Raw genomic sequence first — 23,133 nt, forward strand, 5'->3', positions numbered from 1 at the left:
CGACGCGGACATTGTGGGAGCGGGCTTGCCCGCGAAGGCGTCCTCATGGACGCCAAAACCTTCGGATCAGAAGTAATACCCGATGTTCACGTACAACTGATTCTCCCACTGATCAGTCCCACCCGCCCCAAGGCTCTGGGTATAGCTGCTGCCGCCAATGTACGGATCGTTCTTGCCGAACAGCCATTCGGTGTAGACCCACAATTTGCTGACCGCGAACGAGGTGCCGAGGATCATCCGTTGGGAGGTCTTGAAATCATCGGCGGATTTGTCGAAGGCGCTGTAGTTGGCGTAGAGCTTGACCCCGCTGACCTGGTCGAACAGGTACTTGCCGGCCACGTCATAGCTGACGTCCGCCACGTACAGGTTGCCGCGGCTGGCGACGTTGTAGGTGCCGTCGTAACCGCCGAGGGTCACCAGTTCATCGGTGCCGGGGTTGCGCGGTGACATCTGCTGCCGCGCCGCCTGCAACTGCACGCCCCAAGGGCCGTTCTTGCCCAGGTAGTGCACGGCCACGGCATTGCGCCGGCCGTCGTTATCGGTGTCCCTGTTCTGAATGCTCGACGTCAGGCCGGATAGGCCGACCTCGGATTTCCACGGCCCCAGGTCCAGCGCCTTGGCCACCCGCAGCACCACGGTGTTGCGTTCCTGGTTGTCGCTACCATCGGCCACATAGCTATCGGCTTGCGACACCACGCTGGAGTAGGTGACGCCGTTGCTGGTGCCCTTGCCTTGCCACGCCGGGCGCAGGTAGTAACCGGCCTGGACGTTCCAGTCGCCGCTTTGCTGGATGTACTTGGCGCCGACCTGTTGCACGTCTTCCAGGCCGATGACGTTGCCCAGGGTTTCGTAGAAGGTGCTGCCGAAGTATGGCTGCAAACCGAACGGCACCGTGTTCAGGCCCACTTGCACCTGCTGGTCGGGGTTGAACTTGTAGCCGGCCCACGCGTACTTGGCGAACTGGATGTCGCCGTAGTTTTTGGTGTACTGGTAGGGATAGGAACGGCCGTAGAAACGGTACTGGGCTTCACCGATCCAGGTATCGGAGTTGTACTTGGCGCTGAGAAACACGGTGTCGAGGCCGAACTTCTGAATGTCGCGATCCGGGTCGTAGTCCCAGCGGGCACGCACCGCGCCGCCGAGATCGAGGTTGTCGGTGACTTGCACGGCCATGGCCGGGGCCGCAAAGGTGCAGAGTAGAGCGAGATACAAAGGACTGAAACGCAGGGAAACAGGGAAGGGCATGTGGCAGCTCTCGGTTATTTTTATTAGAGATGCCGGCCAGTCTTGCGATCTGAGCTGCGATGAACAAACGATTAAAAATCTGCTGAAACCTTCCTCGAACGCATGTTACTGAAAAAATCCTGTAGGACAATGCATCGCCGCCATGGGATCCTTGCGCCCTGTCACTGGTCCTCGAGAGCCTTTTCATGAAACGCAAAATGCCCGGCCTGAATGCCCTCAAAGCCTTCGAAGTGGCCGGCAGCACCGGCAGCTTCACCCGGGCCGCCGAATTGCTCAATGTCACCCAGAGTGCGGTCAGCCGCCAGGTGCGTCAGCTCGAAGAGCAACTGGGCGAGAGCCTGCTGGAGCGGCGGCATCATCACCTCGACCTGACCAGCGCCGGCCGGGTGCTATTGCGGGCGCTGCACCAGTCGTTCGACAAGATCGAGCTGACGGTGCGCAGCATCCAGCAGAAAACTCATTCCAACCGTCTGCACATCAACGCGCCGCCGACCTTCACCAGCCGCTGGTTGATGCCGCGCCTTGGGCGCTTGCGCGAGCAGCATCCGGAACTGGAATTGAGCATCACCACGCGCTTGCAGGACAGCCTGGCGGAGACCAGCACACTGGATTGTGCGATCCGTTTCGGCGATGGCGAATGGGACGGGCTGGACAGTTCGCTGCTGATACAGGAGCGGCATATCGCGGTGTGCGCGCCGTCCCTGTATGCGCGGGAGTGGAGCGAGCAGGGCCTGGACCTCAATCGGCTGACGCTGCTGCATGTGCTGGCCCGGGAAGACCAGCGCTACCTGACCTGGAAACACTGGCTGGACGCGGCGCGCATCAGTGGTGTCGACACCCAGGGCGGTTATGAATTCGACCTGCTGGACCTGGCGATCCAGGCTGCCACCGATGGCCTGGGGATCACCATTGCCGACTGGCACATGGTTGCCTCGGAACTGGCCAGCGGGCAGTTGACCCAGGTGCTGAATGTGCACGTCGACGGGCATCAATCCTACTGGCTGGTGACCCGGCCGGAGCAGACCGAGATGCCGCAGCTGCAGGTGTTCAGCCAGTGGCTGCAGGAGGAAGTCTGGTTGGCGCAAAGGCAGTTGGAGCCCTCTACCGCTGCTTCCTGAAACACCACGCCCCCCTGTAGGAGCGAGCTTGCTCGCGATGGTGGTCAACGATGACGATGGCAACCAGGATGAACCCGGTGACCCTGCCACCATCGCGAGCAAGCTCGCTCCTACAGGGGATCACACCGTTCACAGGGGTAACCTGCATTTTTCGAATGTTTCACCGCTCAATAAATCGTTTGTTCAACCCGGTCTGCATGACAAGACTGGCGGTATTGAAAAAAACAACGATGGGCGATTCACATGCGACTCGAGCGAAATTTTGTTAACGGCCACTTCATTGAACCGGTCAGCGATGCACTGATCGCGGTCTACAACCCCGCGACCGAAGCGCTGCTGGGCCACGTCTCGGCGGCCACGGCCGATGAAGCCACGGCGGCGGTCGAAGCGGCCCAGGCAGCACAAAAAGTATGGGGCAAGCTCACCAGCATTGAACGCGCCGATTACTTGCGCTCCTTCGCTGATGCTCTCGAGGCCCGCGCGGTCGACATCGGTGAGGCCCTCGCCGCCGAATCCGGCAAGAGCGTGGCCGACGCCAGCAACGAAGCCCGTTACGCGGCGCAGATCACCCGCTATCACGCTGAATGGGCGCGCCGTATCGAAGGCGAGATCATTCCCAGCGATTCGCCGAACGAAAACCTGTTCCTGCACCGCGAGCCGATTGGCGTGGTCGCGTGCCTGATTCCGTTCAACTACCCGGTCTACACCCTGCTGCGCAAGATCGCCCCGGCGCTGATCGCCGGCAACACAGTAGTGGTGCGCCCGAGCAACAACACGCCGACCTCGGCCTTCGAAGTCGCCAAGGCTGTGCAGCAATCCGGCCTGCCGGCGGGCGTGGTGAACATCCTGACCATGGACCACGGCACCGCCGCGGTCGTCTGCACCCATAAAGCCGTGGGCCTGATCACCCTGACCGGCAGCGTCAATGCCGGGCGCATCGTGCTCGATTACTGCAAGGCCAATATCGCCAAGCCGTCCCTGGAACTGGGCGGCAAGACCCCGGCGATCATCGAGGCCGATGCCGACCTCGAAGCGGCCGCCAGTGCCATCGTCGCTTCCAAGACCACCCACTGCGGCCAGTTGTGCACGGCGGTGGAGCGGGTCTATGTACAGGAAAGCGTCTACGACAATTTCCTCGGCCTGCTGAAAGAGAAAATCAGTGCGGTGAAATTCGGCGACCGCGCTACCGATGCCAGCCTGATGGGGCCATTGGTCAACGCGAGTTCGCAGCAGAACATCCACGCCATGGTCGAGCGCGCCATTGCCGACGGCGCGGTGCTGGAAACCGGCGGCGTGCTGCCTGAAGGCAAGGGCCATTTCTATCCGCCGACCCTGCTCAGCGGCTGCCGTCAGGACATGGAAATCATCCAGGAAGAAATCTTCGGCCCGGTGCTGCCGGTGCTCAAGTACCGCGACATCGACGAAGCGCTGGCCATGGCCAACGACCACCAGTTCGGCCTGTCGTCGGTGCTCTACACCGAGAACTACCGCACCGCACAGAAAGTCGCCAACGCCATCGAGGCCGGTGAGTTGTACGTCAATCGCACCCCGGCCGACCCGTACCAGGGCTTCCACGCCGGCTGGAAACGCTCGGGCCTGGGCGGTGATGACGGCAAGCACGGCATGCTTGAGTTCACCCAGACCCGTCTGGTGGTGATGAAGTATTGATTTACCCGCAGCACCCCTCTCGCCTATGTGGGAGCGGGCTTGCTCGCGAAAGCGACCTTTCAGTCGACATGTTGTTTGAATGATGGACCGCTTTCGCGAGCAAGCCCGCTCCCACATTAGCCTGAGTACACCCGAGATATATAAAAACAATTATTCGAGCGCCCGGACCACCGGGCGCCAGAGGTCTACTCGATGTCCAAGCAAGCATCCACTGCTGCCGCTGTTCAGGGTTCGAACGCGGTTCTAAAAAGCCAAAGCGACAAGGGAAGTCGTTATTTCCAACTGATGCTGTTGGTGCTCGCCGCCGGTGCGATCTACCCGATCCTGTACCTGCGCCAGGTCTACCAGACCACCATGCTCGAAGTGTTCCAGATCAACCACAGTGAACTGGGTTATCTGTACTCGATGCTGGGTACGATCTTCCTGTTGTCGTATCTGCCAAGCGGCTGGCTGGCGGATCGCATCGCACCACGCTTTCTGATTTTCTTCTCGCTGGTGGCTACCGGCGCCCTGGGCCTGTGGTACTCCACCGCGCCGTCGATGACCGGCTTGATGATCATCTTCGGTTGCTGGGGCCTGACCACCGGCTTGACCTTCTGGGCCTCGGTGCTCAAGCGGGTGAAGATGATTGCCCATCACTCCGAGCAAGGCCGCTTCTTCGGCATCCTCGACGGCGGTCGCGGTCTGGTGGAAGCCTTGCTGGCGACGGTTGCCCTGGGCCTGTTCGCCTTCGCAACGGAAAGCCGTGGCGAGTCGGCGGCCGAAGGCTTCAAGCACGTGGTTTACCTCTATGCCTTTACCTGTATCGCCATCGGTTGTGTGCTGGTGCTGATCAAGGATCCGAAGTCGATGGAAGACACGGCGGCGGTGGAGAAGGGCAAGTTCAATCTGCTCAGCGACCTGGCTACCCTGGTGAAAATCCCTGAACTGTGGCTGGTTACCGCCATTGTGTTCTGCGGTTACCACATTTTCTGGGCCACCTACAGTTTCTCCGATTACTTGCAAGGTGGCGGCATGACCGCGGTCATGGCCGGCACCATCACCACCATCAAGTTGTGGATGCGCCCCATCGGCGGTATCGGTGGCGGTTGGTTGGGCGACAAGTTCTCCAACATTTCGGTACTGGTCGTCGCGTTGTTCCTCGCTTCCCTGGCGATGATCGGCCTGATCGTGTTCCCGGCCCTCAACAGTCTCGGCCTGCTGATCGGCACGGTGATTTTCATTGGCCTGATGACCTACGCCATTCGTGGGCTGTACTGGGCGATTCTCGATACCTGCAACATCCCGCTGCGCATCACCGGCCTGGCCATCGGCATCGTCTCGGTGGTGGGTTACCTGCCAGATGCCTTCATTCCCTTGATCAATGGCTACCTCACCGAGCATTTCCCCGGTGCCTTTGGCTACAAGCTGTATTTCGGCTACATCGCGTTCGTCGGCCTGCTCGGGACCCTGGCGGCCCTGACACTGCGCGCACGGATCAATCGTCACTCTTTGAACAAGCCAACTTTGAACAAGACAGGTGCCTGAGATGAAAATCGTCGCCCTTGAAACCCATATCGTTGCCGTTCCACCACCGCACATCGGCGGGATGTACTGGCTTTTCGTCAAGCTCAAGACCGACTGCGGCATTGAAGGCGTCGGTGAAATCTACGCCGCGACCTTTGGCCCCAAGGCCATGGTGCCGATCATCGAAGACGTGTTCGAACGCTACCTGCTGAACCAGGACCCGCACCACATCGAACGTTTTTTCCGCCAGGCTTATTCGAGCGGCTTCACCCAGCGCCCGGACCTGACCATGATGGGCGTGGTCAGCGGCCTGGAGATGGCCTGCTGGGACATCATTGGCAAGGCGGCGAACAAACCGGTGTACGAGTTGCTCGGTGGCAAGGTCCACGAAAAGCTGCGTTCCTACACCTACCTGTACCCGGTCAACAGCAAGGGTGAGTACGACTACGACGACCCGGACCTGGCCGCCGAGTGCGCCATCGAGAACATGAACAAAGGCTTCACCGCCGTGAAGTTCGACCCGGCAGGCCCGTACACCGCGTACTCCGGTCACCAGATTTCCCTGGAAGTGCTGGAGCGCTGCGAGACCTTCTGTCGCAAGATCCGCGAAGCGGTGGGAGACAAGTGCGATTTGCTGTTCGGCACCCACGGGCAGATGGTGCCGTCCTCGGCGATTCGCCTGGCCAAGCGCCTGGAGAAGTACGACCCGCTGTGGTTCGAAGAGCCGGTGCCGCCAGGCCAGGAAGACGCGATGGCGCAAGTCGCGGCCAAGACCAGCATCCCGATTGCCACCGGTGAACGCCTGACCACCAAGTACGAATTCTTCAAGCTGTTGCAGGCTGGCGGTGCGTCGATCCTGCAAATGAACGTCGCACGCTGCGGTGGCCTGCTGGAAGCGAAGAAGATTGCGAGCATGGCCGAAGCTTATTACGCGCAGATCGCCCCGCACCTCTACAACGGGCCGATCGGCGCGGCGGCGAGTTTCCAGTTGGCGACCTGCACACCGAACTTCCTGATCCAGGAAAGCATCATGACCTGGGGTGGTTTCCATGCCGAAGTCCTGACCAAACCCTTGCAGTGGGAGGACGGCTACATCATCCCGTCCACCGAGCCGGGCCTTGGCGTGGAGCTGAACATGGATGTGGTGCGCAAGCATTCGCCGTACACCGGTTCACGCCTGCACCTGCAAATGGCGCCGACCCCGGCTGACGTCAAAGACACATCGCCAGCCAGGGGCTGACGGGAGAATTTTGTAGGAGCGAGCTTGCTCGCGATGATCGTCAACGATAACGCTGGGGGCCTGATACCCCGCAGTGTTCTCAGGTTCATCGCGAGCAAGCTCGCTCCTACAGGGCTCTACCCATTCCGTTTTTTTGTACAACGACTTACGCGGTAACCGTGCATGACATACGACTACATCATCGCTGGCGCCGGCGCAGCAGGCTGCGTTCTGGCCAATCGCCTCTCGGCCTCCGGGAAACACACGGTGCTGCTGCTGGAAGCGGGCGGGAAAGACAGTTCCCTGTGGTTCAAGATCCCGGTCGGCTTCGCCAAAATGTATTACAACCCGACCTTCAACTGGATGTACTACAGCCAGCCGCAAAAGCAGCTGAACAACCGCGAAATCTACGCCCCGCGTGGCAAGGTGCAGGGTGGCTCGGGTTCGATCAATGCGATGATCTACGTGCGCGGCCAGGCCCACGATTTCGATGACTGGGCGGCCAACGGCAACGACGGCTGGGGTTTCAAGGACGTGCTGCCGTACTTCCGCAAACTGGAAAACCACCCGCTGGGTGACAGCGATTACCACGGCGGCAGCGGCCCGATCAGCATCACCCCGATGAAGGGCCAGACCCATCCGATCTGCGATGTGTTCCTCAAGGGTTGCGATGAACTGGGCTACCCCATCAGCGACGACTTCAACGGGCCGAAATTCGAAGGTGCGGGCATCTACGACGTCAACACCCGCGACGGCCAGCGTTGCTCCAGCAGCTTCGCCCATTTGCATCCGGCATTGAGCCGGCCGAACCTTGTGGTCGAGCATTTTGCCCTGGTGGACCGGGTGCTGTTCGACGACCGGCAGCGCGCTACCGGGATCTCCATCACCCAGCACGGCGTGGTCCGAACCTTCAGCGCCAACAAGGAAGTGATCCTCTGCGCCGGTGCCGTGGACACACCGAAGATTCTGCAACTGTCCGGTGTGGCCGATCAGGCGCTGCTGGCCAGGCACAACATCCCGCTGGTCAAGCACTTGCCGGCGGTGGGACAGAACCTGCAGGATCACCTGTGCGCCAGTTACTACTACAAGGCCAACATCCCGACACTCAACGACCAGCTCAGTTCGTTGTTCGGCCAGTTCAAACTGGGCCTGAAGTACCTGTTCACCCGCAAGGGCGCGCTGGCGATGAGCGTCAACCAGGCCGGCGGGTTCTTCCGTGGCGACGAGCAGCAGACCAACCCGAACCTGCAGTTGTACTTCAACCCGCTGTCGTACCAGATCCCGAAAAACAACAAGGCCAGCCTCAAGCCCGAGCCGTACTCAGGCTTCCTGCTGTGCTTCAACCCATGCCGGCCGACCAGTCGTGGGCACATCGAAATCGCTTCGAAAAACCCGCGGGATGCGGCGTTGATCGACCCCAATTACCTGAGCACCCAGAAGGACATCGACGAGGTGATCCAGGGCAGCCGCCTGATGCGCAAGATCATGCAGGCACCGGCGCTCAAGGGCATCACTGTCGAAGAAGTGTTGCCGGGACCGATGGTCGAAACCGACGAACAGATGTTGCAGTACTTCCGCGAAAACAGTGGCTCGATCTACCACCTGTGTGGTTCCTGCGCCATGGGCCCGGACGAACACAAGTCGGTGGTGGACAAGCGCCTCAAGGTCCACGGGCTGGACGGTTTACGCATCGTCGATGCGTCGATTTTCCCCAACGTGACGTCGGGCAACACCCACGCCGCCGTGCTGATGGTGGCGGAGAAGGGGGCCGACCTGATCCTGCAGGACGCTTGATGCCGGTCACCTGGCTGTATCAAAAATGAATTTCCGCGGTCTGCGCTGCTCATAACTTTAAGTGGCGGGCTAGAACCCGCGAAATCATTGAGGCAATCAGGGAGCGGCACGGTCATGAGTCGAGTACCGACAGCGGGTGGAGATCCTCCTGGCGGGGTGATTCTGGTGGTCGAGGACGACCCGCTGATCCTGGAGTTTCTCTGTGAAATTCTTCAGGAGGAAGGTTTTGTCGTCGAGCCACATATCAGTGCGGACGCGGCAGCCATCTATCTGGAACAGCATGCGCCGCAGGTGGGCTTGCTGCTGACGGACATCACCATGCCCGGCACGCTCAATGGTGCGGACCTGGCCAACCAGTTCGGTGATCGCTGGCCGGACAAGCCGATCATGATCATGTCCGGTTTCGAAACGCCGGCCAGTTCCGGGGTGCGACACGCCGTTTCGTTCATCAAGAAACCCTGGGCCATCGGTCCGTTGCTGGACTGTGTCGACGGCGCCCTCAAGTCCAGGAGACTCAACTGAACCGCTCGCAGATGCTACATTGCCGGGTAAATCCGTGTGGCACCTGCGAGGTTCTTTTCCTTGTCCGATCACTCTGTTTTCAACTCGACTTACCGTGCCTTTCTGTTCGACATGGACGGCACCGTCCTGACGTCCATTGCCGCCGCCGAGCGCGTCTGGACAACCTGGGCGGTGCGCCATGGTGTCGACGTCGAAACCTTCCTGCCGACCATTCACGGCACCCGTGCCATCGACACCATCAGGCGCCTGGGGTTGCCCGGGGTGGATGCCGAGGCCGAAGCCGCCTGGATTACCGAAGCGGAAATCGAGGATGTCGACGGGGTATTCGAAGTGGCTGGTGCGGCGAAATTTTTGCGGTCTTTGCCAGCCAGCCAGTGGGCCATCGTCACTTCCGCCCCGCGGGAACTGGCGTTGCGGCGGATGGCGGCGGCGGGGATTCCCGAGCCTGAGGTGCTGGTGACTGCCGAGGACGTCACGGCTGGCAAGCCCGATCCTGCGGGGTACAAGCTCGCGGCCCGGCGCCTGGGCGTCGAGCCTGCGCAATGTCTGATTTTTGAAGACGCCACAGTGGGGATTCTGGCGGCCGAGGCGGCGGGGGCGGATTTGATGATTGTCACGGCGACCCATGAGCAGCCGATCAGGACGGCCCATGCGACGTTGGCAAGTTATGAGTCGGTGCGGGTTCAGGTGGATGCCGCTGGTCTGCGCCTACTCGCCATCTAATGTGGGAGCGGGCTTGCTCGCGAAAGCGGTCCATCATTCAAACAACATGTCGACTGAAAGGACGCCATCGCGAGCAAGCTCGCTCCCACAGGGGCCTGCGTTGCTTCAGTAAAGTCCGGGAACCAGCCGCCAGGTGCGGGCGCAATAGGCCTCGTATTCGCTGCCGAACTGCGCCCTGAGCAAGGCCTCTTCCGAATGAATCCGGGCAATCAGCGGGATCAGGGTCAGTGCTGCCAGCAGCAACCCGACCCCCGAACGAAACGCCAGCGCCCAGCCCACGGCGATGACCATCATCCCCAGATAACTGGGGTTGCGCAGGTTGCGGTAAATCCCCTCGGTGACCAGTCGATGCCCCGGCTGGATGGCCACCAGCCCGCTGAAGCGCTTGCCCAGCACAAACACCGGCCACAACCGCAGCGCGCCGCCCACGATGAACAACAGCGCCCCGAGCCAGCGCACGCCCTCACCACCGAAAGTCCAGAAATCGATACGGTCGGTATAGGCCGGCAGAAAGCCGCTGAGCACACCGATCACGCCGAAAGCCGGGAGGACCCAGCGATTGGCCCGGTCTTCGCGCACCCCCGAACTCAGGTTGACTTCGGTGAACAGTGATACGACGGCCATGATCAGGGTGGCCATGGCCACGACGACCAGTGAACCGTGGCTGAAGTAAGCCGCGAAACCACCCAGTCCCCAGATCGCCAGGGCAAGGTAGGCGAGGGTGCTGACGACGGCGAAAAACGCCAGTTTTACCGAAATTTTCATGACACCTCCAAAAGCAACCTCCGGTATGTTCAGTGTAGAGATTGATGATTCCCTCGCAGGGCCTGGGAGTGATCAAAGCACCTCTGCTCGCGCATTGCGCCGAATCACCTGTGGTGGTTGCCCGAACGCCCGCAGGAACGTTTCGCGCATGCGTCGGCGGTCTGTGAACCCGGTTTCCAGGGCGATCTGGTCAAGCGTCAGGCGTCCGCGTTCGAGCATCTGTCGCGCGGCTTCCAGGCGCAGGTTTTCGATGGCCTTGGCCGGCGATTGCCCGGTTTCGGCGCGAAACGCCCGGCTGAATTGCCGGGGGCTGAGGTTGGCCACTTGCGCCAGTTGCTCTACTGAAAGGGGCTGCGCGAGGTGTTCCCGGGCGTAGCCGAGCACGGTTTGAATGCGATCGGATTTAGGCTCCAGCTCCAGCAGCGCCGAGTGCTGCGACTGGCCGCCAGCGCGGCGGTGGTACATCACCAGTTTCTGTGCCACCGCCCGGGCCAGCTCGGCGCCGTGATCCTTTTCGACCATGGCCAAGGCGAGGTCGATACCCGCTGTCATGCCGGCGGAGGTCCAGATCGAACCGTCGATCACATAGATGCGATCGGCTTCGACCTTGATCGCCGGAAACCGTGCTTGCAGTTCCCGGGCGTAGGCCCAGTGGGTAGTGGCCCGCCGCCCGTCGAGCAAGCCGGCCTGGGCCATGACGAACGCCCCGGAGCAGATCGACGCCGTACGGCGTGCCGTGTTGATGCTGGCCCGCAGGTAATCCAGCACAGCCTCGGGCGCCTGTTCGACGATGGCGTCGCCACCGACCACGATCACCGTGTCGAATACGCGCTCGTCGAATGCCTCCGTGCCGACGCTCAAGCCGCCGGAGGCCCGCAGGTTGTGTCCGTTTTCGGACAGCACGCGTACGTCATACAGCGCTTCTGCGGCACTGAAATTGGCGTACTCGAACACCGGCATGGCGGCCAGCGCCATGGACTGGAAACCCTCGAAAACCACGAACGCCACGCTGATCATGGATCTGCCCTCAAACGGCTGTGTCCTAAAAACGTACTTTAAACGTCATTTGAGACAGTCGAAAGTCCCTTTATAACGGTCTGCACCCGGCGAATCTCTCGCCTCACCGTAGAGGAATTGCACCATGGCTCTCTCATCCAAAGGCACTGCACTGATCACCGGCGCTTCTTCGGGCATTGGCGCAGTGTATGCCGATCGCCTCGCCCGGCAGGGTTACGACCTGATTCTGGTGGCCCGCAGCCGGGGCAGACTCAATGCCCTGGCCAGCCATTTGAGCGATGAAACCGGGCGCACCGTGGAAGTGGTTGTCGCCGACCTGACGAACAAGGCGGATTCGCTGCGGGTCGAACAGATCCTGCGCAGCGACGCCAGCATCACCTTGTTGGTCAACAATGCCGGGGTCGGTGGCGTCATGCCGCTGCTCGCCAGTCCCGTGGACGACATGGACGCGATGATCAACCTCAATGTGACGGCGTTGATGCGCCTGGCCTATGCGGCTGTACCGGGCTTCGTCGCCCGGGGCACCGGCACCGTGATCAATATCGCCTCCATCGTCGCCATCGCCCCGGAAATCCTCAACGGCGTGTACGGCGGGACCAAGGCGTTTGTCCTGGCACTGAGCCAGTCGATGCAGCATGAACTGGCGGACAAGGGCGTACGCATTCAGGCGGTGTTGCCGGGGGCGACCGCCACCGATTTCTGGAGCGAGGCCGGCAACCCGGTGGAAAACTTGCCCAAGGAAATCGTGATGTCCGCCGAAGACATGGTCGATGCCGCGCTCGTCGGCCTGGCGGCCGGCGAAGTGGTGACCATTCCCGGGCTGCACGATGGCAGCCAGTGGGACCGTTACGAAGCCCAGCGCCGGACGCTGTCCGGTTTGTTTGGCAATTGTGTGGCGGCGCCGCGTTATCGCTGAGACGGTCGCCCCGAGGCCGGGTGAACTAAGCTTGGGAGAGAGGACCGTTCACCGCCGGCTCGCGCAAGCTCGACGAGCCGGTGGCGTGTAACAGGAGCCCATATGCTTCACATCCGAACGCCTTTGATCCTGCACCCTGGCCTGTCGACCCCGTCCCGTCGTATCTGGTTGAAACTGGAAAACCTGCAACCTGGCGGCTCGTTCAAAATACGCGGCATCGGGTTGCTGTGCAGCCGGGCGGCGCAACAGGGAAAGCGCAAGGTGGTCTGTCCCTCCGGCGGTAACGCCGGACTGGCCACGGCCATGGCCGCTGCATGCCTGGGGCTCAAGGCATGCATCGTGGTGCCGCACACCACCCCGCAAAGCACCCGGGCGCGGATCAGCAAGACCGGCGCCGAGGTGATCGTGCACGGCAAGGTCTGGGACGAAGCCAATCAACTGGCACGGGAGCTCGCCCAGGACCCGCGCAGTGAATTCGTGCCGGCCTTCGACCACCCGGTGTTGTGGGAAGGGCACAGCACCATGGTCGATGAAATCCTTGACGACTGCCCGCCAGTGGATGTGCTGGTGGCATCGGTGGGCGGCGGTGGCTTGCTGGCGGGGCTGCTCACCGGCCTGATTCGTCATCGGCACACCGATTGCCGCATCGTTGCCTGCGAAACCGCAGGCGCGGCATCGTTCGCCGCGGCGGTGGCGGCCGGGCACCCGGTCAAATTGCCGAAAATCGACACGGTCGCCACGTCCCTGGGCGCCGCACAAGTGGCCGCCTGGCCGGTCAGGCACATCGGCGATTTCCCGTATGAGTGCGTGGTGCTCAGTGATGATGAGGCGATCATGGGCGTAGTGCGTTACGCCAATGATATGCGTCAGCTGGTCGAGCCAGCGTGCGGCGTTTCATTGGCGATTGCCTACCTCGATCACCCGGCGATTGCCGACGCCCATGACGTGGTGATCGTGGTGTGCGGCGGGGTGAGTATCAACGCGCAGCTCGTGGCCGGGTGGGCACGCTTGTCCACTGGCACGCACGCCAGGTAGGGCCGCAAACGCTATCCCGGTGTCACAAGCCCCACCGCTGGCGATGACGGTCTTCAATGATCGGTGGCAACGCCATCCTGGACGAGGATGGCGCGGGCCAGGTCTTCGTCGCTTGCGTTGTTGAGGGCTGGATTGTCCTGACGGACTTTTTTCAATACCGCCTCCAGATAAGCACCACGAATCGCACCGCCACTGGCGACGAAGCTGGAAGCGTCATCCCGGGCGGGAATCATGAGTTTGTGGTCTTTGAACGTCGAATAAAGCGAGGCGGAAACCCCGGCCGAGGTAGCGACATCTTCGGCATCCACTTTGGCCAGAGCGGAACCTGCGGGTAAACAAAGAACCAGGGAAGAAATGATAAACAGACGGCGCATGACGGTGTCCTCCGACAGCATGAAGCATAAGGGAAGTACCACATAATTTAGGATGCACGGCGATCACCAAGAGTTCCCTGGCATCGCCGAGCGCGTGGTGAAGCGCTTGAACGACCGATGATCAGTGCCGGCCCTGCTTCGCGGCCATCGGGTCTATGCTAGGGAGTGCGCTTACTGCCATCGGAGAACTCTGATGATCACCGTACGCACTGCCTGCCTGCTGGCCGATTACAAACGCTGGGCCAATCAGCGCCTCTTCGACAGCCTCGCGGCGCTCCCTCCGGGCGAAGTCAAAAAAGAACGGGTGTCGGTGTTCAAAAACATGATCGGCACCCTCAATCACGTCTACGTGGTGGATTGCATCTGGCGGGCGCACCTTGAAGGGCGGGGACATAACTTCAAGACTTCACACGATCTGCTGCATGCCGATCTGTCCGAACTGCGCATGGCGCAAAAAGAGATCGATCGCTGGTATTGCGACTGGAGCGCCCGGCAAACCGATGCGTCCCTGGACAAGTCCGTGGAGTTCACCTTTGTCTCGGGCGAAAGCGGCTCCATGAGCGCCGGCGCGATGCTGATGCACGTGGTCAACCACGCCAGCTATCACCGTGGCTGGGTGGTGCAGATGTACTTCGAGATTCCCGCCATGCCACCGGTGACTGACATGCCGGTGTACCTGCGCGAGTCAGAGCCGCTGCTGTTCCGCCCGGTCAACGTGCCGGTGGTGGAACCGCCATGTGCTGTGCAATTTTCGAGTGCAACCAGCGTTCTGCCGGATCGTTATCGCTGACCCCGTGCCATGGATGTTGGATGTGCTGCCGCCATCGCGAGCAAGCTCGCTCCCACACGGGGTCTGCTGCGAGCAAAAATGCTGCATACGACATCAATCAACTGTAGGAGCGAGCTTGCTCGCGATAGCGGTGGGTCAGTCACATCGATGTTGGATGTGCTGCCGCCATCGCGAGCAAGCTCGCTCCCACACGGGATCTGCAGCGAGCAAAAATGCAGCGTACGGCATCAATCAACTGTGGGAGCGAGCTTGCTCGCGATAGCGGAGTGTCAGGCGAATCATCATTGCCTGACGAATCGCCATCGCGAGCAGGCTCGCTCCCACACGGGGTCTGCAGCGAGCAAAAGTGCTGCATACGACATCAATCAACTGTGGGAGCGAGCTTGCTCGCGATAGCGGAGTGCCAGGCGAATCATCATTGCCTGACGAATCGCCATCGCGAGCAGGCTCGCTCCCACACGTTCGGCGCTTTACTCAGGCGGATCAAGTCGATCCAGCGCCCGGTTCACTGCCAACTCACCCAGCATGATGACCTGAGCAATGCCCAGCAGCGTGTTGCGATGCGAGCCCTCCAGAAAACCCGCCAGATCATTGGTCATCACATTGGCCGAGGCCAGTGATTCGCAGGCGTGGGCCAACAGGGTCTCGGTGTCGATGTCGGGGTTGATGGTGAACATCGTGGACGGTTTGTGGGGCGTGGCCATGATGTTGGCGGCGGGGTTGAGGTAGTGATTGAGGGCGCGTTCGGCGGCTTCGTGGAATTGCTTTGAATCGGGGCTTTCGTAGGGGGAGGCTGGATTTGTTTCCGGGGGATTGGGTGTGGGCTTGATCATTGATGGAGCTCCTAATTGAAATCACGGAGCCTTCAGCCCTCGCTACCAAACGAGGGGTGGCGGCCATACGCGGGTTGGTAGACCGGTAATTAGGAACCCGGCGCTCCCGAGAGAGCCCTGCGCATGGCCACCATAAAACAGAGACCTGAAAGGTCTGCAAACGGTGCGCTATGCGCCTAATTAGTCCGGGCTACCAAACCCGATCGCTGTTTTTCAGCGACCGGCTAACGATAAAGCCCGGACCCAAGACGCGTAAGCCGGCGGATTCTGGCGTAACCGTAGGTAATGACGCAAGGCGCTGTAGCTTTCATCAAGTTACGCTGACAGCCGTTAAACAAGGGCGGTCAGTCGATGTTTAATGTGCGGTTGTCACGACAAAAACATGGCTTTGGGCTGAGCACGAAACCTGTGGGAGCGGGCTTGCCCGCGATGGCGGAGTGTCAGCCGACGGTTTTGTTGGCAGGTAGATCGCAATCGCGGGCAAGCCCACTCCCACAGTGTTGTGTGTTGGATTCAGGCTCCGTCAGCACCTTCCTGAATGTCTCCACCAGCGGCCGCAAGTTGATCCGGTGCCACGCCGCCCACAATGGCGTGGTGAAGCAAATCCACGGCACTTCCCGCAGCACCACGCCCGGCGGGGCGTTGCGGCTCAGGCCTTTCTGGATCATCGCGATGCCCAGCCCCGACGCGACCAACCCAAGTGCGGTGAAAGGTTCGGTGGCCTCCATGCGGATGTCCGGCGTGAAACCGGCGCGGATGCAGGCGCTGACGAAGTCGTCGTGGCAGCTGGCGTTCTGTCGGTGCTGCACGCCGATCCATTCCTGGTCAGCGAGGTCCGCCGGGGTCAGCACGGTCTGCTGCGCCAGCCGATGGTGCTCGGGCAGGGCCAGCAGCATCGGGTCGTCCAGCACCTGGAAACCCAGCAGGTCGGGGTCGTCATCGGTCGGTGGTTCGCTGACCAGGGCGATGTCCAGGCTTCGCTGGCGCAAGCCTTCCAGTTGTTCGGCCGAGCTGAGGTTGTACAGCGCCACGTGTACGTTCGGCCGGTCGACCCGCAGCACGCGCAAGGCATTGGGCAGCACGCCAGCGTGCATGGCATTTTCGATGTAGCCAATGCACAGGCCGCCTTCTTCGCCGCGCCCCAGACGCTTGCCGAGGGATTCCAGGCGATTGGCGTGGGTCAACAGGGCGCGGGTTTCGGCGAGGAAGGTCTGGCCGTCGCGGGTCAGGCGGATGCGTTGCTGGCTGCGCTCGAACAGGGTCAGGCCCAGGCGCTCTTCGAGCTGGGCGATCTGCCGGCTCAGGGGGGACTGGGAAATGTGCAGGCGTTCGGCGGCGCGCCCGACGTGTTCTTCCTCGGCGACGGCGACGAAGTAGCGCAATTGGCGGATGTCTATCATGTCAGACCTGTAGGGACTCAAGTGCTGCACATTATGTCTTGGACGGTCAGATCCTCGCAATCTAGGATCTGCTCAACGGTCATCACTGACCCCTGACTACTGACGAGGAATCATCCATGAGCTTGAAAGACAAACTGCCCGGCGCACTGGGTTTCGGCACCGCACCGCTGGGCAACATGTTCCGCGCCATCCCGGAAGAAGAAGCAGAGGCGACTGTCCATGCCGTCTGGGATGCCGGCGTGCGCTACTTCGATACCGCGCCGTTCTACGGTTCGGGTCTGTCGGAGATTCGCCTTGGCAGCGCACTGTCGCGCTACAACCGTGACGACTATGTACTGAGCAGCAAGGTCGGCCGGGTGATCCTCGATGAAGTCGAAGACGCCGCCGCCCGTGACCTGGGCGAGAAGAGCGGAGTGTTCGAGCACGGCCGGCCGAACAGGATCGTCAACGACTACAGCGCCGATGCAACGATGCGTTCGATCGAGGACAGCCTCAAGCGCCTGCAAACCGATCGCCTGGACATCGTCTGGGTGCACGATATCGCCCAGGATTTCTACGGCGATCAGTGGCTGGAGTACTTCAACCAGGCCCGTACCGGCGCCTTCAAAGTGCTGACGCGTTTGCGCGAAGAGGGCGTGATCAAGGGCTGGGGCCTGGGCGTGAACAAGGTCGAGCCGTGCGAGTTGACCCTTGATCTGAGCGAAGCGCAGCCGGACGGTTTTCTGTTGGCTGGCCGCTACACTCTTCTCGACCATGACCGCGCCTTGCAGCGTCTGATGGACGCCGCCCTGGGACAGAACGTCGAAATCGTGGTCGGTGGCCCGTACAGCTCGGGCATCCTCGCCGGTGGCGCGCACTTCGAATACCAGAAGGCCAGCCCGGCGATCATCAACAAGGTCGAGCAGATCAAACGCATTGCGGCGGCCCACGGTGTCGACGTCAAAGCCGCTGCATTGCAATTCTCGTTGGCCAACCCGGCAGTGGCCGCGGTGATTCCGGGCTCCAGTCGCCCGGACCGGATCGCCGAAGATGTGGCCGCGTTGTCGGCGGTAATTCCCGCTGCATTCTGGCAGGCGATGCGTGAGGCGAAGCTGGTTTCCGAGCGCGCACCCTTGCCCCTCACTGGAGCTTGAGCATGAAGATTGATTTGAGCGGAAAACTGGCGATCGTCAGCGGCAGCACCGCCGGCATCGGCCTGGGCATCAGCCAGGCACTGGCCGAGGCGAGTGCCACGGTGGTGGTGATCGGCCGTGACACGACCAAGGTCGAGCAGGCGCTGGCGAGCATTCGCCAACGCGTACCCGGCGCGCAATTGCGCGGCGTGACCGCCGACCTCGGTACCGCCGAAGGCGCCGAGACCCTGTTCTCAGCAGAACCTCGGGCAGACATCCTGGTGAACAACCTCGGGATCTTCAACACCGTGGATTTCTTCGACGCACCGGACAGTGAGTGGACACGCTTCTACGAGGTCAACGTGATCTCCGGCGTGCGCCTGTCCCGGCATTACACGCCGGACATGGTCAAGCAGGGCTGGGGCCGGGTGATTTTCCTGTCTTCGGAATCCGGCGTGGCGACACCGGCGGACATGATCAACTATGGCGTGACCAAAAGCGCCAACCTGGCCGTGTCCCATGGCCTGGCCAAGCGTCTGGCCGGCACCGGCGTGACGGTCAATGCGATCCTGCCCGGCCCGACCTTTACCGATGGCCTGGAAGACATGCTCAAGGACGCCACGGCCGAGTCCGGACGCAGCGCCCGGGACGAAGCCGATGCGTTCGTGCGCAAGGCCCGGCCGACGTCGATCATCCAGCGCGTGGCGGACGTCGAGGAGGTCGCCAATCTGGTGGCCTACATCGCTTCGCCGTTATCCTCGGCCACCACCGGCGCTGCCTTGCGGGTCGACGGCGGTGTCGTCGACAGTCTGGCCATCTGAACCTTATTGATTAGAGAGAACATTTCATGGCAACTGCATCAGCCTTCATCGACATCCCGGCTTCGGCCGAACAGGTCTGGCAATTGATTGGCGGTTTCAATTCGCTGCCGGACTGGCTGCCGTTCATTCCCAAGAGCGAGCTCAGCGAAGGCGGGCGCGTGCGCAGCCTGCAAACGGCGGACGGCGCGGTGGTGATCGAACGTCTGCAAGCGTTCGACAACGCGGCTCAAACCTACAGCTACTCGATTTTGCAGGCACCCTTTCCGGCGACTGATTATCTGGCGACGATCAAGGTCGAGGCGCAAGGCGAGGGCGCGCGGGTGACCTGGTCCGGGAGGTTCGAGCCGGTGGGTGTGAGCAACGAGGAAGTGGAGGCGTTGTTTAACGGCATCTATCAGGGTGGGCTTGAGGCACTGCGGGCCAATTACCCGGCCTGACAGTCAAAACACCATTTCCTGTGGGAGCGGGCTTGCTCGCGAAAGCGGAGAGTCAAACAACATATTTGTTGAATGAGAAACCGCATTCGCGGGCAAGCCCGCTCCCACAATGGATCTTCATTGTTTTGGAGTGCGCATCAAGCCGGTGGAATCAAACTCTCCCGACAATCGAGCACCAGCCGCGCGCCACCCAGTTCGCTGCTGCCCACCTCCAGGGTAAACCCGTGCAGGTTGACAATCGCCGCGACGATGGACAGCCCCAGTCCGAAGCCGCTTTTTTGATTGCCCGCCTCGGCGCGATAGAAACGCTGGAACACCGCTTCACGTTCCGCCTCGGGAATGCCCGGGCCGGAGTCGAGCACTTCGATCCGTGTATGCCCGCCATCATTGATCCCGCGCAAGATCACCGCGCCACCGGGCGGGGTGAACTTGATCGAATTGCTCAACAGGTTGGCCACCGCTTCAAACAGCAGTGCCCGATCGCCATGGAGGGGTGGCAATGACGCGGGCAGGTGCAGTTGAAAAACCAGGCCATCGTCTTCCGCCAGGGGCAGATAGAACTCATGCAGTTCTTGCAGTAACGCCACCGGGTCCAGTTGCACGAAACCGGAGCGGCGCTGGCGATCTTCCAGTTCGGAAATCCGCAGCAAGCCACGGAAGCGCGCCATCAGGGTGTCGGCCTCGGCCAGCACCTGGTCCAGTTGCATGGCCTGCGGCGAGCCTTCGCCGGCTTGCTGCTGCATACGATAAAGCTGCGCGCGCAGGCGGGTGAGGGGAGTGCGCAGGTCATGGGCGATGTTGTCGCACACACCCTTGACCTCGTTCATCAAGCGCTCGATGCGCTCGAGCATGACGTTGACGATGGCGGCGAGCATGTCCAGTTCGTCACGCCGATTGGACAGTGGCAAGCGCCGGCTCAGGTCGCCAGCGACGATGGCTTCGGCACTGGCCTGAATCCCGCGAATGCGTCGCAACGGACGGCGTCGCAGCAAATACCAGCCGACGATGCCCGGCACAATGGTCAGGGTCACACCCCAGAATAAGGCGTGAAGGATGATTCGGGTCACGGCAAACAACGAACCGTTGTCGCGCACCAGCACCAGCCAGCGGCCGTCGAGGGTGCGGGTCGCCACGGCGTCGCAACTGTCGGCGGGTAGCGTCTGGTCGTCGTTGTCGTCGGAGGCATCGCAGTCGTTGAGCATGTGGATCTTGCCATCGAGCGGCAAGCCGTCCGGAATGTAGCGCAGGGCGCCGTTGAGGTAACGGTGTTGGGCATCGAACAGGCCGTAGGCGTCGATGCCGCGGATATCGAAGGTCATGCTGACGGCGAGGGCGTCCACCAGTTGCTCGCCGGAGAAGCGCGAAAACAGGTGCTGGCGTTGCATCAGCGAATGCTTGGCCAGGTTGTCCAGGTAAGTGGAAACCTCGTAGTACATGACCCCCATGAGAATCCCGCTCCAGATCACGAACAGCGAACTGTAGAGCGCGAGCAGGCGACTACTGGAAGAGCGCCAGCCTTTAGACGGGTTCGGCAATGACATAACCCGAGCCTCGCACGGTCCGAATCAGTGGGACATTGCCAGGCGGGTCGATCTTCTTGCGCAGACGGCCGATGTGGACGTCGATCAGGTTGGTGCCGGGGTCGAAGTGGTAACCCCAGACTTCTTCGAAAATCATCATCCGCGACAGGATTTGCCCGGTGTTGCGCATCAGAAATTCCAGCAACTTGTATTCGGTGGGCAACAGCGTCAGCAGTTGGCCGTCGCGGCTGGCTTCGTGGCTGATCAGGTTCAGCTCCAGATCCGCCACCCGCAGCGTGGTGGCCTGGGCGGTCACGGTGTTCTGCCGGCGCAGCAGGACTTCGACCCGCGCGGCCATTTCATCGGTGGCGAAGGGTTTGGTCAGGTAGTCATCGCCGCCGGCGCGCAAGCCGCGCACGCGCTCATCGACATCGGACAGTGCGCTGATCATCAGGATCGGCGTGGCCACGCCCATGGTCCGCAGCGTGGTGACGATCGCCAGGCCGTCGAGCCCGGGCAACATGCGGTCGAGGGTGATCAGGTCATAGTTGCCGCTGACCGCACGTTCCAGCCCTTCGCGGCCATTGTCGACCCAGTCGACGTCGAGGCCGTGGCTGCTCAGTTCGGCGACAATTTCCCGGGCGGTCACGGCGTCGTCTTCGATGGTCAAGATGCGGGTCATAAGGCTGGCCTGATTAAATGTTCACAACGTTGTGCGGCATTTTGCCAAGAAATGATCGCAGGCTTTCTAAATAAAAGTTCATGGACGCGACACTGGCGACTGCCCTGGTTTCGCGAGCAGGTTCTCTCCCACAAGACAATGCAATCCCCCTGTGGGAGCGAGCTTGCTCGCGATGACGGCAGATCGGGCAAAATGAATCTGTCAGTCAATCGGCGTACTGACAAACACCTCAAGCCCTTCAGCATACGCCGTGAACGCGGCAATCTCCGGAAACTGCGCCGCACTCACCTGATCCGGCACCACCAGGTTGGTAAAGCTCCAGGCCACGGCCAGGGTAATGCCATCCTGATCAATCGAACCGTCAGTCTTCAGCGGCTGCTTTTCCAGCTCGCGCTCCAGCGCCGAATAGGCCGCCACCAGCTGTCCTTCGACCCGCTGCACCCAAGGTTCGAATTGAATTTCCGCCGGTCGCAGGTTGCGCTCGTAGTAAAGCTGCACGGACTTTTCGCTGGCGGCCAACGCCAGGCCAATCAGGCGCAACGCGCGCAGGCGCTGACCCGGTTTGACGGGCATCAGGCTGTTATCGGCCAGGGTTTCCAGGTAGTCGATGATCAGCGTCGAGTCCATCAACACCTCACCGTCATCCAGAACCAGGGTGGGCGCCTTGACTACCGGGTTGATCTGCCGGAATTGTTCGAAGTGGCGGAACACCGAGACCGATTGATGTTCCAGCGTGATTCCCAGGCATTTGGCGGAAATGGCAGCGCGTCTTACATAGGGCGAGTCCAGCATACCGATCAGCTTCATGGTCCTTTCCTTTATATGGCCATTTCGGGAGGGACAACCTTAGCTGAGGTTCGCCGCCCTGCAAATGAAGACGAAAAATGCCCGGTACAAGCCGTTTGTCTTCTATATACAGCCGCTCGATTGAATTTCTTGCTATAAACGCACTCCGATTACCGCCCCAAAGCCTGCCGTAGAGCATTTTCAGGGCTTTGTCGGACAAATTCGCTGTCTTTTCGGTTGCTGAGGCCTCAAGTCGGCCGTAGACTGCCGCCCCTCGTAAATTGAGTGCCGGGTGGCGCTTGGAACAAACGGCGCCTTTCCGATGGCCTGCCCAGGTCTGCCGGAACGCTCCCTTATTCGCCTTAATGCACGTTTTTTTATAGAGATATCAATGACAAAGGACAAGTTGCTGGCCATGCCGGCGGATGACTACATGAATGCCGAGCAACATGCTTTTTTCTCCGAGCTGTTGCAGAACATGAAAGTCGAAACCCATGAGCGCATCGAGCAGAACCGCATCGCGATCGAAAGCCTGGACACCCCGGCCGATCCGGCAGACGCGGCTTCGGTCGAAGAAGAGCGCACCTGGCTGGTGAACGCGATCGATCGCGACCAGCGCATGCTGCCTCAGTTGGAACAAGCCCTTGAGCGCATCAAGGAAGACAGCTTCGGCTGGTGCGACGACAGCGGCGAGCCGATTGGGCTCAAGCGCCTGCTGATCAGCCCGACCACCAAGTACTGCATCGAAGCTCAGGAACGTCACGAGCAAATCGACAAGCACCAGCGTCAGGCCTGATTCTGCGAGGCAGCCCCTTTAATCCGGGCTGCCTTGAAAAGATCGCAGCCTGCG

General features: G+C 61.2%; 23 protein-coding genes. 14 read left to right on the forward strand and 9 right to left on the reverse strand.

Features of this window, described 5'->3' with window-relative positions; all coding sequences use genetic code 11:
* Positions 1-66: 66 nt before the first annotated feature.
* On the reverse strand, positions 67-1,245 hold the full coding sequence (locus tag ACEN8Z_RS13230; RefSeq protein ID WP_495597926.1) for a hypothetical protein: 1,179 nt from the start codon (positions 1,243-1,245) through the stop codon (positions 67-69).
* A 185-nt stretch (positions 1,246-1,430) separates the two neighbouring features.
* Here ACEN8Z_RS13230 and ACEN8Z_RS13235 point away from each other — a divergent pair, with 185 nt between their 5' ends.
* From ACEN8Z_RS13235 to ACEN8Z_RS13265, 7 genes are all read left to right on the forward strand, one after another.
* Entirely contained in the window at positions 1,431-2,363 is a 933-nt protein-coding gene (locus ACEN8Z_RS13235; protein WP_008004762.1) for a LysR substrate-binding domain-containing protein, read from the forward strand.
* Between the two features lie 243 nt (positions 2,364-2,606).
* Positions 2,607-4,031 carry an aldehyde dehydrogenase gene (aldA, locus tag ACEN8Z_RS13240; protein WP_495597927.1) on the forward strand — a complete coding sequence of 475 codons (1,425 nt, stop codon included), beginning with the start codon at positions 2,607-2,609 and terminating at the stop codon, positions 4,029-4,031.
* A 192-nt stretch (positions 4,032-4,223) separates the two neighbouring features.
* Positions 4,224-5,558 carry an MFS transporter gene (locus ACEN8Z_RS13245; RefSeq protein WP_495597928.1) on the forward strand — a complete coding sequence of 445 codons (1,335 nt, stop codon included), beginning with the start codon at positions 4,224-4,226 and terminating at the stop codon, positions 5,556-5,558.
* Position 5,559: 1 nt separating this feature from the next.
* Entirely contained in the window at positions 5,560-6,777 is a 1,218-nt protein-coding gene (locus tag ACEN8Z_RS13250) for a mandelate racemase/muconate lactonizing enzyme family protein (protein ID WP_007995183.1), read from the forward strand.
* Positions 6,778-6,939: 162 nt separating this feature from the next.
* Positions 6,940-8,550: a GMC family oxidoreductase gene (locus tag ACEN8Z_RS13255; protein ID WP_495597929.1), complete on the forward strand. Its 1,611-nt coding sequence runs from the start codon at positions 6,940-6,942 to the stop codon at positions 8,548-8,550.
* A 114-nt stretch (positions 8,551-8,664) separates the two neighbouring features.
* Complete coding sequence (locus ACEN8Z_RS13260) at positions 8,665-9,072, forward strand: response regulator (RefSeq protein WP_495597930.1); 408 nt, start codon at positions 8,665-8,667, stop codon at positions 9,070-9,072.
* Positions 9,073-9,132: 60 nt separating this feature from the next.
* Entirely contained in the window at positions 9,133-9,795 is a 663-nt protein-coding gene (locus ACEN8Z_RS13265; RefSeq protein ID WP_495597931.1) for an HAD-IA family hydrolase, read from the forward strand.
* A 105-nt stretch (positions 9,796-9,900) separates the two neighbouring features.
* Here ACEN8Z_RS13265 and ACEN8Z_RS13270 read toward each other — a convergent pair whose 3' ends face one another.
* Positions 9,901-10,560, reverse strand: coding sequence for a methyltransferase family protein (locus ACEN8Z_RS13270; protein ID WP_495597932.1), 660 nt, complete (start codon positions 10,558-10,560; stop codon positions 9,901-9,903).
* A gap of 72 nt (positions 10,561-10,632) precedes the next feature.
* Entirely contained in the window at positions 10,633-11,577 is a 945-nt protein-coding gene (locus ACEN8Z_RS13275) for a GlxA family transcriptional regulator (protein ID WP_495597933.1), read from the reverse strand.
* A 124-nt stretch (positions 11,578-11,701) separates the two neighbouring features.
* On the opposite strand from ACEN8Z_RS13275, the gene ACEN8Z_RS13280 reads away from it, so the two are divergent.
* Together ACEN8Z_RS13280 and ACEN8Z_RS13285 are read left to right on the forward strand one after the other, a co-directional pair.
* Positions 11,702-12,493, forward strand: coding sequence for an SDR family NAD(P)-dependent oxidoreductase (locus tag ACEN8Z_RS13280; protein WP_495597934.1), 792 nt, complete (start codon positions 11,702-11,704; stop codon positions 12,491-12,493).
* A gap of 102 nt (positions 12,494-12,595) precedes the next feature.
* On the forward strand, positions 12,596-13,528 hold the full coding sequence (locus ACEN8Z_RS13285) for a pyridoxal-phosphate dependent enzyme (RefSeq protein WP_495597935.1): 933 nt from the start codon (positions 12,596-12,598) through the stop codon (positions 13,526-13,528).
* 53 nt (positions 13,529-13,581) lie between these two features.
* Here the strand turns inward: ACEN8Z_RS13285 and ACEN8Z_RS13290 are convergent, their stop codons facing one another.
* Positions 13,582-13,902 carry a DUF2388 domain-containing protein gene (locus ACEN8Z_RS13290; RefSeq protein WP_495597936.1) on the reverse strand — a complete coding sequence of 107 codons (321 nt, stop codon included), beginning with the start codon at positions 13,900-13,902 and terminating at the stop codon, positions 13,582-13,584.
* A gap of 193 nt (positions 13,903-14,095) precedes the next feature.
* Here ACEN8Z_RS13290 and ACEN8Z_RS13295 point away from each other — a divergent pair, with 193 nt between their 5' ends.
* Complete coding sequence (locus tag ACEN8Z_RS13295) at positions 14,096-14,692, forward strand: DinB family protein (RefSeq protein ID WP_007995195.1); 597 nt, start codon at positions 14,096-14,098, stop codon at positions 14,690-14,692.
* Between the two features lie 470 nt (positions 14,693-15,162).
* Here the strand turns inward: ACEN8Z_RS13295 and ACEN8Z_RS13300 are convergent, their stop codons facing one another.
* Positions 15,163-15,525, reverse strand: a complete 363-nt coding sequence (locus tag ACEN8Z_RS13300) for a DUF6124 family protein (protein ID WP_007995197.1) — start codon at positions 15,523-15,525, stop codon at positions 15,163-15,165.
* Between the two features lie 440 nt (positions 15,526-15,965).
* Entirely contained in the window at positions 15,966-16,925 is a 960-nt protein-coding gene (locus ACEN8Z_RS13305) for a LysR substrate-binding domain-containing protein (RefSeq protein WP_495597937.1), read from the reverse strand.
* A gap of 116 nt (positions 16,926-17,041) precedes the next feature.
* Here ACEN8Z_RS13305 and ACEN8Z_RS13310 point away from each other — a divergent pair, with 116 nt between their 5' ends.
* The 3 genes from ACEN8Z_RS13310 to ACEN8Z_RS13320 are packed head-to-tail and all read left to right on the forward strand — an operon-like array spanning position 17,042 to position 19,295.
* Entirely contained in the window at positions 17,042-18,058 is a 1,017-nt protein-coding gene (locus ACEN8Z_RS13310; RefSeq protein WP_495597938.1) for an aldo/keto reductase, read from the forward strand.
* Between the two features lie 2 nt (positions 18,059-18,060).
* Positions 18,061-18,858 (forward strand): SDR family NAD(P)-dependent oxidoreductase, encoded by a 798-nt coding sequence (locus ACEN8Z_RS13315; RefSeq protein ID WP_495597939.1) that lies wholly within the window; start codon positions 18,061-18,063, stop codon positions 18,856-18,858.
* Between the two features lie 26 nt (positions 18,859-18,884).
* Positions 18,885-19,295 carry an SRPBCC family protein gene (locus ACEN8Z_RS13320; protein WP_108230566.1) on the forward strand — a complete coding sequence of 137 codons (411 nt, stop codon included), beginning with the start codon at positions 18,885-18,887 and terminating at the stop codon, positions 19,293-19,295.
* Positions 19,296-19,432: 137 nt separating this feature from the next.
* On the opposite strand, the gene ACEN8Z_RS13325 is transcribed toward ACEN8Z_RS13320, so the two are convergent.
* The 3 genes from ACEN8Z_RS13325 to ACEN8Z_RS13335 all read right to left on the reverse strand — a co-directional run bounded on the left by ACEN8Z_RS13325 (position 19,433) and on the right by ACEN8Z_RS13335 (position 22,304).
* Positions 19,433-20,836, reverse strand: coding sequence for a sensor histidine kinase (locus ACEN8Z_RS13325; RefSeq protein WP_495597940.1), 1,404 nt, complete (start codon positions 20,834-20,836; stop codon positions 19,433-19,435).
* Positions 20,814-21,497, reverse strand: a complete 684-nt coding sequence (locus ACEN8Z_RS13330) for a response regulator transcription factor (RefSeq protein WP_008020526.1) — start codon at positions 21,495-21,497, stop codon at positions 20,814-20,816. Before ACEN8Z_RS13330 ends, ACEN8Z_RS13325 begins: the two co-directional genes overlap by 23 nt.
* 201 nt (positions 21,498-21,698) lie before the next feature.
* Positions 21,699-22,304 carry a glutathione S-transferase gene (locus ACEN8Z_RS13335; RefSeq protein WP_495597941.1) on the reverse strand — a complete coding sequence of 202 codons (606 nt, stop codon included), beginning with the start codon at positions 22,302-22,304 and terminating at the stop codon, positions 21,699-21,701.
* 370 nt (positions 22,305-22,674) lie between these two features.
* On the opposite strand from ACEN8Z_RS13335, the gene ACEN8Z_RS13340 reads away from it, so the two are divergent.
* Positions 22,675-23,079 (forward strand): TraR/DksA family transcriptional regulator, encoded by a 405-nt coding sequence (locus ACEN8Z_RS13340; protein WP_007935965.1) that lies wholly within the window; start codon positions 22,675-22,677, stop codon positions 23,077-23,079.
* The last annotated feature ends 54 nt before the right edge of the window (positions 23,080-23,133 follow it).

Source organism: Pseudomonas sp. Pseusp10, from assembly GCF_059492225.1.

What these genes read in the sequence shown, in the direction of transcription:
- ACEN8Z_RS13230 (WP_495597926.1), bottom strand. Translation starts at nt 1,245, where the DNA reads ATGCCCTTCCCTGTTTCCCTGCGTTTCAGTCCTTTGTATCTCGCTCTA.
- ACEN8Z_RS13235 (WP_008004762.1), top strand. Translation starts at nt 1,431, where the DNA reads ATGAAACGCAAAATGCCCGGCCTGAATGCCCTCAAAGCCTTCGAAGTG.
- aldA (WP_495597927.1), top strand. Translation starts at nt 2,607, where the DNA reads ATGCGACTCGAGCGAAATTTTGTTAACGGCCACTTCATTGAACCGGTC.
- ACEN8Z_RS13245 (WP_495597928.1), top strand. Translation starts at nt 4,224, where the DNA reads ATGTCCAAGCAAGCATCCACTGCTGCCGCTGTTCAGGGTTCGAACGCG.
- ACEN8Z_RS13250 (WP_007995183.1), top strand. Translation starts at nt 5,560, where the DNA reads ATGAAAATCGTCGCCCTTGAAACCCATATCGTTGCCGTTCCACCACCG.
- ACEN8Z_RS13255 (WP_495597929.1), top strand. Translation starts at nt 6,940, where the DNA reads ATGACATACGACTACATCATCGCTGGCGCCGGCGCAGCAGGCTGCGTT.
- ACEN8Z_RS13260 (WP_495597930.1), top strand. Translation starts at nt 8,665, where the DNA reads ATGAGTCGAGTACCGACAGCGGGTGGAGATCCTCCTGGCGGGGTGATT.
- ACEN8Z_RS13270 (WP_495597932.1), bottom strand. Translation starts at nt 10,560, where the DNA reads ATGAAAATTTCGGTAAAACTGGCGTTTTTCGCCGTCGTCAGCACCCTC.
- ACEN8Z_RS13275 (WP_495597933.1), bottom strand. Translation starts at nt 11,577, where the DNA reads ATGATCAGCGTGGCGTTCGTGGTTTTCGAGGGTTTCCAGTCCATGGCG.
- ACEN8Z_RS13280 (WP_495597934.1), top strand. Translation starts at nt 11,702, where the DNA reads ATGGCTCTCTCATCCAAAGGCACTGCACTGATCACCGGCGCTTCTTCG.
- ACEN8Z_RS13285 (WP_495597935.1), top strand. Translation starts at nt 12,596, where the DNA reads ATGCTTCACATCCGAACGCCTTTGATCCTGCACCCTGGCCTGTCGACC.
- ACEN8Z_RS13290 (WP_495597936.1), bottom strand. Translation starts at nt 13,902, where the DNA reads ATGCGCCGTCTGTTTATCATTTCTTCCCTGGTTCTTTGTTTACCCGCA.
- ACEN8Z_RS13295 (WP_007995195.1), top strand. Translation starts at nt 14,096, where the DNA reads ATGATCACCGTACGCACTGCCTGCCTGCTGGCCGATTACAAACGCTGG.
- ACEN8Z_RS13300 (WP_007995197.1), bottom strand. Translation starts at nt 15,525, where the DNA reads ATGATCAAGCCCACACCCAATCCCCCGGAAACAAATCCAGCCTCCCCC.
- ACEN8Z_RS13305 (WP_495597937.1), bottom strand. Translation starts at nt 16,925, where the DNA reads ATGATAGACATCCGCCAATTGCGCTACTTCGTCGCCGTCGCCGAGGAA.
- ACEN8Z_RS13310 (WP_495597938.1), top strand. Translation starts at nt 17,042, where the DNA reads ATGAGCTTGAAAGACAAACTGCCCGGCGCACTGGGTTTCGGCACCGCA.
- ACEN8Z_RS13315 (WP_495597939.1), top strand. Translation starts at nt 18,061, where the DNA reads ATGAAGATTGATTTGAGCGGAAAACTGGCGATCGTCAGCGGCAGCACC.
- ACEN8Z_RS13320 (WP_108230566.1), top strand. Translation starts at nt 18,885, where the DNA reads ATGGCAACTGCATCAGCCTTCATCGACATCCCGGCTTCGGCCGAACAG.
- ACEN8Z_RS13325 (WP_495597940.1), bottom strand. Translation starts at nt 20,836, where the DNA reads ATGTCATTGCCGAACCCGTCTAAAGGCTGGCGCTCTTCCAGTAGTCGC.
- ACEN8Z_RS13330 (WP_008020526.1), bottom strand. Translation starts at nt 21,497, where the DNA reads ATGACCCGCATCTTGACCATCGAAGACGACGCCGTGACCGCCCGGGAA.
- ACEN8Z_RS13335 (WP_495597941.1), bottom strand. Translation starts at nt 22,304, where the DNA reads ATGAAGCTGATCGGTATGCTGGACTCGCCCTATGTAAGACGCGCTGCC.
- ACEN8Z_RS13340 (WP_007935965.1), top strand. Translation starts at nt 22,675, where the DNA reads ATGACAAAGGACAAGTTGCTGGCCATGCCGGCGGATGACTACATGAAT.